General features: G+C 67.5%; 9 protein-coding genes. 3 read left to right on the top strand and 6 right to left on the bottom strand.

Annotated features, from left to right (window positions below; all coding sequences use genetic code 11):
* Window positions 1–751 precede the first annotated feature (751 nt).
* The 3 genes from TSB10GB4_RS00260 to TSB10GB4_RS00270 form a co-directional block, all read right to left on the bottom strand.
* Window positions 752–901, bottom strand: coding sequence for a DUF1127 domain-containing protein (locus TSB10GB4_RS00260; RefSeq protein WP_186389025.1), 150 nt, complete (start codon window positions 899–901; stop codon window positions 752–754).
* Window positions 902–1,102: 201 nt separating this feature from the next.
* Window positions 1,103–1,255 (bottom strand): DUF1127 domain-containing protein, encoded by a 153-nt coding sequence (locus tag TSB10GB4_RS00265; RefSeq protein ID WP_186389024.1) that lies wholly within the window; start codon window positions 1,253–1,255, stop codon window positions 1,103–1,105.
* Between the two features lie 315 nt (window positions 1,256–1,570).
* The gene (locus TSB10GB4_RS00270; protein WP_186394087.1) at window positions 1,571–1,720 is read right to left on the bottom strand and encodes a DUF1127 domain-containing protein; all 150 of its coding nucleotides are present in this window, start codon (window positions 1,718–1,720) and stop codon (window positions 1,571–1,573) included.
* Between the two features lie 295 nt (window positions 1,721–2,015).
* Between TSB10GB4_RS00270 and queA the strand changes: the two genes are divergently transcribed.
* From queA to TSB10GB4_RS00285, 3 genes are all read left to right on the top strand, one after another.
* Window positions 2,016–3,113, top strand: coding sequence for a tRNA preQ1(34) S-adenosylmethionine ribosyltransferase-isomerase QueA (queA, locus tag TSB10GB4_RS00275; RefSeq protein ID WP_186394088.1), 1,098 nt, complete (start codon window positions 2,016–2,018; stop codon window positions 3,111–3,113).
* The gene (tgt, locus tag TSB10GB4_RS00280; RefSeq protein ID WP_186394089.1) at window positions 3,110–4,255 is read left to right on the top strand and encodes a tRNA guanosine(34) transglycosylase Tgt; all 1,146 of its coding nucleotides are present in this window, start codon (window positions 3,110–3,112) and stop codon (window positions 4,253–4,255) included. Before queA ends, tgt begins: the two co-directional genes overlap by 4 nt.
* A 143-nt stretch (window positions 4,256–4,398) precedes the next feature.
* A complete protein-coding gene (locus TSB10GB4_RS00285; RefSeq protein ID WP_186394090.1) occupies window positions 4,399–4,743 on the top strand; it encodes a PilZ domain-containing protein in 345 nt (114 codons plus the stop codon).
* Window positions 4,744–4,905: 162 nt separating this feature from the next.
* Here the strand turns inward: TSB10GB4_RS00285 and TSB10GB4_RS00290 are convergent, their stop codons facing one another.
* The 3 genes from TSB10GB4_RS00290 to TSB10GB4_RS00300 form a co-directional block, all read right to left on the bottom strand.
* A complete protein-coding gene (locus TSB10GB4_RS00290) occupies window positions 4,906–6,102 on the bottom strand; it encodes a lytic murein transglycosylase (RefSeq protein ID WP_186394091.1) in 1,197 nt (398 codons plus the stop codon).
* 86 nt (window positions 6,103–6,188) lie between these two features.
* Entirely contained in the window at window positions 6,189–8,348 is a 2,160-nt protein-coding gene (locus tag TSB10GB4_RS00295; RefSeq protein ID WP_186394092.1) for a bifunctional diguanylate cyclase/phosphodiesterase, read from the bottom strand.
* Window positions 8,332–8,880: a hypothetical protein gene (locus TSB10GB4_RS00300; RefSeq protein ID WP_186394093.1), complete on the bottom strand. Its 549-nt coding sequence runs from the start codon at window positions 8,878–8,880 to the stop codon at window positions 8,332–8,334. Before TSB10GB4_RS00300 ends, TSB10GB4_RS00295 begins: the two co-directional genes overlap by 17 nt.
* Window positions 8,881–9,136 lie beyond the last annotated feature (256 nt).

Consider the following 9,136-nt stretch of genomic DNA (forward strand, 5'->3'; position numbering starts at 1 on the left):
GCGGCAGGGACCCTGATGACGACGGGCGAAAGCCCAACCCCGGTCCGGTCGCCTGCCACTGGTCTCCCGGCGGTTCAGGCCGGGAGACCGCCCAAACTCTACCACCTCTTCAGACGAACAACCCCGGGCAAGCGAAGCGCGACCCGGGGTCTATTGGTTGCCAGAGCGGTTGCGGGAGCCCCTTAACTCCTCCCCGCGTCATCCCGCACGAAGCGTGAGCCAGATGCGGGATCGGAGAGCCGAGGGCGCTGGCGGCCGCGCTCCCGAAAGACACCACGACCGCCGTGGCTCCCCGGTCCCGGATCTTCGGCCTGCGGCCTCGTCCGGGAAGACGCTAAGGAGAGGTAGGCGTGAAGACGCGGTGGCGCCTGCGGAAGATGCCGGGGAAAGGGGGGCGGGGAAAAGGAACCGGGAAAAGGGGAGCCGGGAAAAGGGGAAGGACAAAAACGAACGCCCACCGGTGGGAGGAGGTACCGGTGGGCGTCGTTTTGGGTGGCCGGTGAGGGAGGAGGAACACCGGCCGGTACGGGAGCGAAGCGTGGGAGGAGGATCGCTTGCTCCGTTGGTTGAGATATGGGGGAGTCGCGCCCCTGTTTAAAGAGACGATGTTGCATATCAGCCCTGCTTTTTGTGCAGAGCAGCATAAAATTTTGAAAATCGAACTTTTTCAATGGCTTAAAAGAAAACGCCGCCCCCCCCGAAGGGACGGCGTCTTCCGTTTGCGGTGCCCCCGCGAGGGCTGTGCGTCGTCTCAGCGGGTGTGGCTGCGGGCGATGAAATCGATATCGCCGCGGCCGATTCCCAGATCGCTGAGCTCGCGATTGGACAGGCGGGACAGCTCGTCATAGGTGCGACGGTACTGCTGCCAGGAATTGTACTTGCGAACGAGGGTGTTGAACATGATGTCGGTCCTGATGTCGAGGCTGGCGCCGAGGGGCCGGGGCGGCGCGGATTGGGCGCCAGCATCCCGAACCGCCGCATTGCGGCGAAGCCGGTGTTTCGTTGGGGTTGCGCCCGCCCGCCGGTCGGGAGGAGGGGACCGGCGGGCGGCGCGTTCGACTGACGGGTCCGGGAGGAGAAGACCCGCCGGTTCGAGATGGGATCAGCCGATCACCGCGCGGCGAGCGACGGTCGGGATCTCGCCACGCGAGATGCCGAGATCGTCAAGCTCGCGCGGGGTCAGGCGCGACAGCTCCGTGACGGTGCTGTGATAGGCCCGCCAGTTGCGGTATTTGCGAGCGAGGGTCGTGAACATGTCAAACTCCGTGATCTTTTTCTTATTGCTCCCGAAGCGGCCGCTCTTCGCTCATTTTTTGCGCTGCGTCATCGTTCGGTGACACTGATATGGGCTGCGTCGCGCACTTTGTGAGGCGCTATTTTCGCATGCCCGGATTGCGGCTTTCGCCGAGGTCGCACACCCAGCGGGCATGCCCAAGAAAAAAGCGACGCCCGCCGGTGGGAGGAGGTACCGGCGGGCGTCGCAATGTCCGAACGGGATTGGGAGGAGGAGATCCCGTCGGCAACACGTCAGGAGACAGGGGAGGAGGTCTATCTCCTTGAACGTGAACTGTTAACGGCTGGCGCTGCGGGCGATGAAGGGGATGTCGCCGCGGGCGATGCCGAGATCGTTGAGCTCGCGGGTGGTCAGCCGCGACAGCTCGGAAACGGTGGTCTGGTAGGTCCGCCAGTTGCGGTATTTGCGAGCGAGAGTGTCGAACATGGCATCCTCATTTGCACGATGTGCGGGAGTTGGCTGCCTGGGTCATCCCTCGTCAGCGCTCCGATCCGATGACCAGAAGATAGTTTTTTCAGGTGCCGAAAAAAAGCGCAGATAGTGCACAGCAGCTATGCAGATTGTGCATCGCAAAATAGTTGCGCGCGCGCTCGTTATGCCGACGACTCGCGCCGGCCGCCGGAGCGGGCGGCGAGGGCGCGCGGTTGACCGCGCGGCAGGGGAGAGCTAAGAGCCGAACCCCTGAGCCAATGCCATCTTTCACCGGGTTTCAGCCAAGGCCATGCGCGTCGACGATTTCGACTTCGAGCTGCCGCCGGAGCGCATCGCGCTGCGCCCGGCCCGTCCGCGCGATGCCGCGCGCCTGCTGGTGGTGCGCCCGGTTGGCGCGCCGCTGCCGGGCGAGGCGCTGGAGGATCGAGGCGTGCGCGACCTGCCCCTGCTGCTGGCGCCGGGCGATGCGCTGGTCTTCAACGACACGCGGGTGATCCCGGCGCAGTTGGAAGGCACGCGCACGCGCGGCGAGGCGGTGGCGCGGATCGGTGCGACGCTGCACCTGCGCGCCGGAGGCGATCGCTGGTGGGCCTTCGCGCGCCCGGCCAAGAAGCTGATCATTGGCGACCGCGTCCAGTTCGGCGGCGAGGGCAGGGCCTGCCTGCTCGGCACGCTGGACGCCACGGTCGCGGACAAGCGCGAGAGCGGCGAGGTGCTGCTCGCCTTCGACCTTGCCGGCCCGATGTTGGACGAGGCGATCGCCGCCGTCGGCCATATCCCGCTGCCGCCCTATATCGCGGCCAAGCGCGGCGAGGACGAGCAGGACCGGCAGGACTATCAGACGATCTTCGCGGAAAAGGACGGGGCCGTCGCCGCGCCGACCGCCGGCCTCCATTTCACCGACGACTTGCTGGCGGCGCTCGACGCGCGCGGCATCGAGCGGCACCGGGTGACGCTGCATGTGGGGGCGGGCACGTTCCTGCCCGTCAAGGCGGACGACACCGACGAGCACCACATGCATGCCGAATGGGGCGAGGTGAGCGCTGAGACGGTCGCGGCGCTGCGCGCCGTGCGGGCGCGCGGCAACAGGGTCGTCGCCGTCGGCACCACCTCGCTGCGCATCCTGGAAAGCGCGGCGCAGGGCGATGAGGGGCTGGCGCCCTTTGCCGGCGAAACATCGATCTTCATCACGCCGGGCTACCGCTTCCGCGCCATCGACGCGTTGATGACCAATTTCCACCTGCCGCGCTCGACCCTGTTCATGCTGGTGTCGGCGCTGTCGGGCCTTGAGACGATGCGCAAGGCCTATGCCCATGCCATCGCCACCGGCTATCGCTTCTATTCCTATGGCGACGCCTCGCTGCTCTTCCCCAAGGATCCTGCATGACCGCGCCGTTTTCCTTCCGCCTCCTTGCAACCGACGGCATGGCCCGGCGCGGCGAGATCGTCACGCCGCACGGGCGGGTCGCAACGCCGGCCTTCATGCCGGTAGGCACGCAGGCGACCGTCAAGGCGATGTATCCGGACCAGGTGCGGGAGCTCGGCGCCGACGTGGTGCTGGGCAACACCTATCACCTGATGCTGCGGCCGGGCGCCGAGCGCATCGCCCGGCTCGGCGGGCTGCACCGCTTCATGAACTGGCCGCACACGATCCTGACCGACTCGGGCGGCTTCCAGGTGATGTCGCTGGCGCAGTTGCGCAAGCTCACCGAGGACGGCGTCACCTTCCAGAGCCATATCGACGGCTCGCGCCATGTGATGACGCCGGAACGCTCGGTCGAGATCCAGCAGTTGCTCGGTTCCGACATCCAGATGCAGCTCGACGAATGCATCGCGCTGCCGGCGCCGCGCGAGGACGTGGAGCGGGCCATGCGCCTGTCGCTCCGCTGGGCCGAGCGCTCGCGCGCGCAGTTCGAGACGATGGGCGGGCCGGGGCGCGGCCAGGCGCTCTACGGCATCGTCCAGGGCGGCGACGTGCCGGACCTGCGGATCGCGTCGGCTGAGGCGCTGGGGGAGATGCCGTTCGAGGGCTATTCGGTCGGCGGGCTGGCGGTCGGCGAGCCGCAGGAGGTGATGCTGGCGATGCTGGAGATCACCACCCCGGCGATGCCGGTGGACAAGCCGCGCTATCTGATGGGCGTCGGCACGCCGGAGGACATCCTGGAGAGCGTCGCGCGCGGCATCGACCAGTTCGACTGCGTGATGCCGACGCGGGCCGGCCGCCACGGCCTCGCCTATACCCGCTACGGCAAGGTGAACCTGAAGAACGCCCGCCATGCGGACGATCCGCGCCCGCTGGACGAGGCCTCGGGCTGCCCGGCGGCGCGGGACTATTCGCGCGCCTATCTGCACCATCTGGTGAAGGCCGGCGAGGGGCTGGCCGCGATGCTGCTGACCTGGACCAATCTTGCCTATTACCAGACCTTGATGCGCGAGATGCGCGCGGCGATCGAGGAGGGCCGGTTCGAGGACTTCCGGGCGAAGACGCGCGAGGACTGGGCCCGCGGAGATCTGGCGCCGCTCGACTGACGGGCCTGCGCGCCGGCGGGCGCAACCGTCCCCGTGAAATCCTCCGCGCGCTTTACCATCCGTTCACGCGATCGGAGCTATCAGGCTGTATTCAATTGCTTATTCTGCGATCGGGTGTGCCGGTCGGCCAGAGGATTTCCCGAATGCGTCACAAGCCGAAGGTGCGCGGCGAGCTTCGCTCGGCCCCCAGAGCCCCTTGCCGAATTCCCGCCATCATCGTCGACCGGGGCGTGTCGATCTCCTGCATGGTCGAGGATCTCAGCATCACCGGCTGCCGCGTGCGCCTCGCCGGCCAGCACATGCTCGCCGCGCGGTTCGCCTTCGAGTTTCCCCGGCGCGCCATCACGGTCGATGCGGAACTGGTCTGGATGCAGGGCGACGAGGCGGGCATCCGCTTCCTGCACAAGAAGGCGGGCGAGGAAAGGGCAGCCGGCAGGCCGCACGTTCCCCCGGCCGAGACGTTCGACGAACGCGTCGAGATCGGCTAGTCACCCGAATCTGAAGTTCGTCACATGGGGCGGCAAGCTCTGAACGAACTTCAGATTCAAAGAGGGTGACTAGCAAGTTCATGTTTTGAGTGTGGTTTTCGAATTTGAAATACGCTCTGGAGGTCGTTGCTAACATCAGGCGTATTTCAAATTCACCACACTCTAGAATCGAGACAGGAAGGCGGGCGTCGGCCAGCCGTCCGCCGGGATGCCGAGACGCAGTTGCTCTGCCCGCACCGCCGCGCGGGTGCCGGCGCCGAGGATGCCGTCGATCTTGCCGACATCGTGGCCCTTTGCGGCAAGCTTTTCCTGCAACTGCTTCATCTGCGCGTCCGACAGGCCGGGGTCCGGATTGCCCGGATCGTAGCGGGGGGCGCCGGCGAGCCGCGTTGCCAGATAGGCGGCGGTCGTCGTGTAGATGAACGACTGGTTCCACTCCAGATAGACGCGGAAATTCGGGTAGGCGAGGAAGGCCGGGCCCTTGTGGCCCTGCGGCATCAGCAGCGCGGCCGGCAGGTTCGCCGCAGGCAGGCGGCCCTGGCGGGCGGTGACGCCGGCGCTGGCCCATTCGCCGACGGTGGAGTCGAAGTTGAGGCCGGTCTTCTCCCAGGGCAGGCTGGCGGGCAGCTTGACCTCGGTCAGCCAGGGCTCGCCGGCGCGCCAGCCGAGGCTCTTGATGAAGCCGGCGGCGGTGAGGATCGTGTCCGGCGCACTGCCCTTGAGGTCGACATGGCCGTCGCCGTCGCCGTCCTTGCCGAAGCGGATGATGTCCGCAGGCAGCATCTGCACCTGGCCGATCTCGCCGGCCCAGGCGCCGGTGGTGCGGGCCGGGTCGAGGTCGCCATGGGCGACCATCTCGATGGCGGCGATGAGCTGCGGGCGGAAGAGCTGCGGCCGGCGGCAGTCATGGGCGAGCGTCGCCAGCGCGTTCACCGTGTTGAAATCCCCCTGGACGGCGCCGAAATCGGTCTCCAGCGCCCAGAAGGCGGTGATCACCGGCGCCGGCACGCCGTAATCGGCCTCGGCCCTTGCGAAGATCGCGGCGTGCTTCTTCATGTTGGCGGCGCCGTGCTTCAGCCGGTAGTCGTTGACCGAACGCCTGGAGAAGGTGAGGAAATCCTGCTTGAAGACGCCTTGCGCGCGGTCGCGCGACAGCACCGTCCTGTCGATCTGCGCGCCGCCCAGCGTCTTGCGGATCGCCGCATCCGGCAGCCCCTTGGCGCGGGCCTCCTCGGCGACGCCGCTCAGAAACGCGCCGAAATCGCCGCCGCAGGGCGTGTTGGCCGACGCCGGCGATGTGGCGAAGAGCGCAGCGAGGCAGGCGGCGGCAAGGGAGAGGCGAGGCAGGCGGCAGATCATCGGCGGGCCCTTTCGGCTGGACGAGTCGTCCCTGATCTTGCGGGAGGCGACCCTGCGGAAACAAGCCCGGCGCGGCAAAATTCCGCTCAGCCGGTGCGCGAGCGTGGCTGCCGCTCGGCGAGATAGTCGACGGCGGCCTCGAAGGGCAGGGGGCGGCAGAACAGGAAGCCCTGGCCGAACTGGCAGCCGCGCTGGTGCAGGTAGCGGGCCTGCGCCCGCGTCTCGATGCCTTCCGCCACCACCATCAGGCCAAGGCCCGAGGCGATCGCCAGGAAGCCGTCGATGATCACCTCCGAGGAGCGGTCGCGGCCGATGCCTTCGACGAATTCGCGGTCGACCTTCAGCTCGTGGATGGTGAATTCGCGCAGGTGCTTGAACGAGCCGTAGCCGGTGCCGAAGTCATCCATCGAGATGCGGACGCCGAGGGCGGCCAGCATGTCGACATTGTCGCGGATCGTCTCCGCCGCGCGGGCGATGAACACGTCCTCGGTGATCTCCAGGGTGAGCAGCCGGGCGAGTTGCTGGTTCTCCATCACCAGCCGGCGCAGATCGTCCATGCCGCTGCGGGTCGCCAGCATGGATTCCTCCATGTTGAAGGAGATGCCGCGGCTGTCGAGGCCGAGCTCGGCAAAGCGCCGGAGATCCTCCACCACCTGCCGCGCGACCTTCATGGTGAAGTCGCCCTGCAGGCCGAACTCGTCGATCTTCGGCAGGAACTGGTCGGGCATCAGGAGCCCGCGCTGCGGATGGCGCCAGCGGGCGAGGGCCTCGAAACCGGCATGGGCATTGTCGGCGAGCGCGACCTTGGGCTGGTAATGCAGCACGAATTCGCCCTCGCGCAGCGCCCGCTCGACCTCCTCCCGCTCCTCCAGCCCGAAACGCTGCGGCGCCATCTGCGGCGAATAGATGGTGAAGGACGGCCGCTTCTCCTGCTTGGCGACATACATGGCGCGATCCGCCGCCGCCATCAGCGCCTGCGGCCCGTAAGGAACCTCCCGGCTGCAGGCGACGCCGATGCTGGCGCCGACCCGGAGCTCGCGTCCGGCGTGGCGCACCGGCGTCACCGTCGCCTCCAGCACCCGCTTGGCGAACTGCTCGGGATCTCGGCTGCCTTCCCGCGAGACGATGGTGATGGCGAATTCGTCGCCGCCGAGCCGGGCGACCATGTCGCCGGGGCGCACCAGCTTGCGATAGCGCTGCGCCAGTTCCCGCAGCACCGTGTCGCCGGCCGCATGGCCATAGGCGTCGTTGATCGGCTTGAAACTGTCGAGGTCGATCAGCAGGAAGATGAGGTCGCCGTCGCTGCCGGCGGCGAGCGCCGCGCTGTCCATATAGGCGTCGAAGGCCTTGCGGTTGGCGACGCCGGTCAGCCCGTCATGGGCGGCGATGAATTCCAGTTCCGCCTGCTTCTGCTCGCGCTCGCGCGCCAGCTCGCGATTGCGCACCAGCGCCCGCTGGAGCTCCTGCACGGAGCCGGCGATGCTGCCGATCTCGTCGCGCCGCGCGGTGCAGGGCACCGGCGTCGACAGGTCGCCGCGCAGCAGCGCCTGGATGGCACGGACGAGACCGGTGATCGGCCGGGCAATGGCCCGCGAGGCGGCGATGCTGACCCCCACCACGACCAGCGCGGCGAACAGGGCGAGGAGCAGGAAATTCCGGTTCAGCCGATCGAAGGTGGCGCCGGCCTCGCTCATCGCCCTGCGGAACTGCTCGCTCGCCCGGTCGCCGATCGACTGGGCGTGGTGCTCGACCTCGGCATAGGTCTTGTGGCCGCCGCGGGTCGCCATCGCGCCGAGCGTGGCGTTGCGAAGGATCAGCAGCACCGCCTGCGAGGTGTTCTGGCGATAGGTGGCAAAGCCCCGCCGCAGGTCCTCCGTTCCCTCGAACCCGGCCTTGTCGAGGACGGCAATGTCGGACATTGCGCATTCGAGCCCGTAGTTGATCGCGCGCAGGGTCCCTTCGAGCTCGCCGCCGCGCACGCCGATCTCGCTCCACATCGACAGCTTGTAGAGATTTGCCTCGACGCTCGCCAGGTGATGGGACACTTCGTGGGCGCGGTGCAGCACCGTCTCCAGCCGGGTGAGGTTGGCGACGATCGCCGCCCGCTGCTGGGTCAGCGCGTGCCAGACGAGCATGACCATGACCGCAAGGGCGATCAGGGTCGCGAGCGGGGCCGCCATCACCTTGGCCAGGATCGGCCAGTTGGAGAAGCGGAGGCGGCCGGCCAGACTATCCGGTCGGCGCATCTTCGAAAGCCCCCGCGCACAGGACGCGCTCGCCGTCCTCCAGCATGAAACAGGTGTGGAAGCCCACCGCCGACTTCGCGGTCTTCGGATGCGGGAAGAGGAGCAGGAACACCTTCTCGCCCGTTTCCAAAGCGGAGGCGACCGCAAGCTGCGTCCAGAACCGGCCCTCGATGTCGGTGATGTTGGAGACGTCGATGCCGACCAGCTCCGGATGGCCGGTGTCGAACCAACTGACGCCCGCGGTGGTGACGCCCCACAGGTGCAACCCGTTCGCCTCGCGCAGCCAGGGCGGATTGCGGAAATCCTCCAGGGCGGTTTCGAGACCGGCCTCGTCGATGTGCCGGCGCGCCAGTTCCGCCAGCTCCACCACATGCTCGCGCACCAGGTCGAGGTCGGCGCCGGCCGTGCGCGCGTGCAAGGCCTCGGCGGCGGCGACCGGCGACAGCGCCCCGTCGGCCTCGGCGAACGCGGCAGCGGGCAGGGCCGCCAGCAGGCTCAAGGCAACGGTCAGGGTTTGCACGGAACCAGTCATTCACTCCTCCAAACCGCTACTGAAACCGATACAACCGAGTCATGAAAGCGCCTTTAAGGCATGTTGTGAACTTTTTGCTACCAAGGTCGCGGACACGCAGTTGTGCCGGGTCCCGCCAGAATGATGAGCCCCCTGTATGTCCGGGTTGTGTCATGATGCTTGCGGGACGGAGGCCGTTGGACCCCTGGTCGTTGTGAGACCGTAGACCGGCATTTGGCCCCGTCCCGCTTCGCATGATCAACCTGAACAGTTGCAC

Origin of the sequence: Stappia sp. TSB10GB4 (genome assembly GCF_900185745.1) — a bacterium.
In the GTDB taxonomy this organism is placed as follows: Bacteria; Pseudomonadota; Alphaproteobacteria; order Rhizobiales; family Stappiaceae; genus Stappia.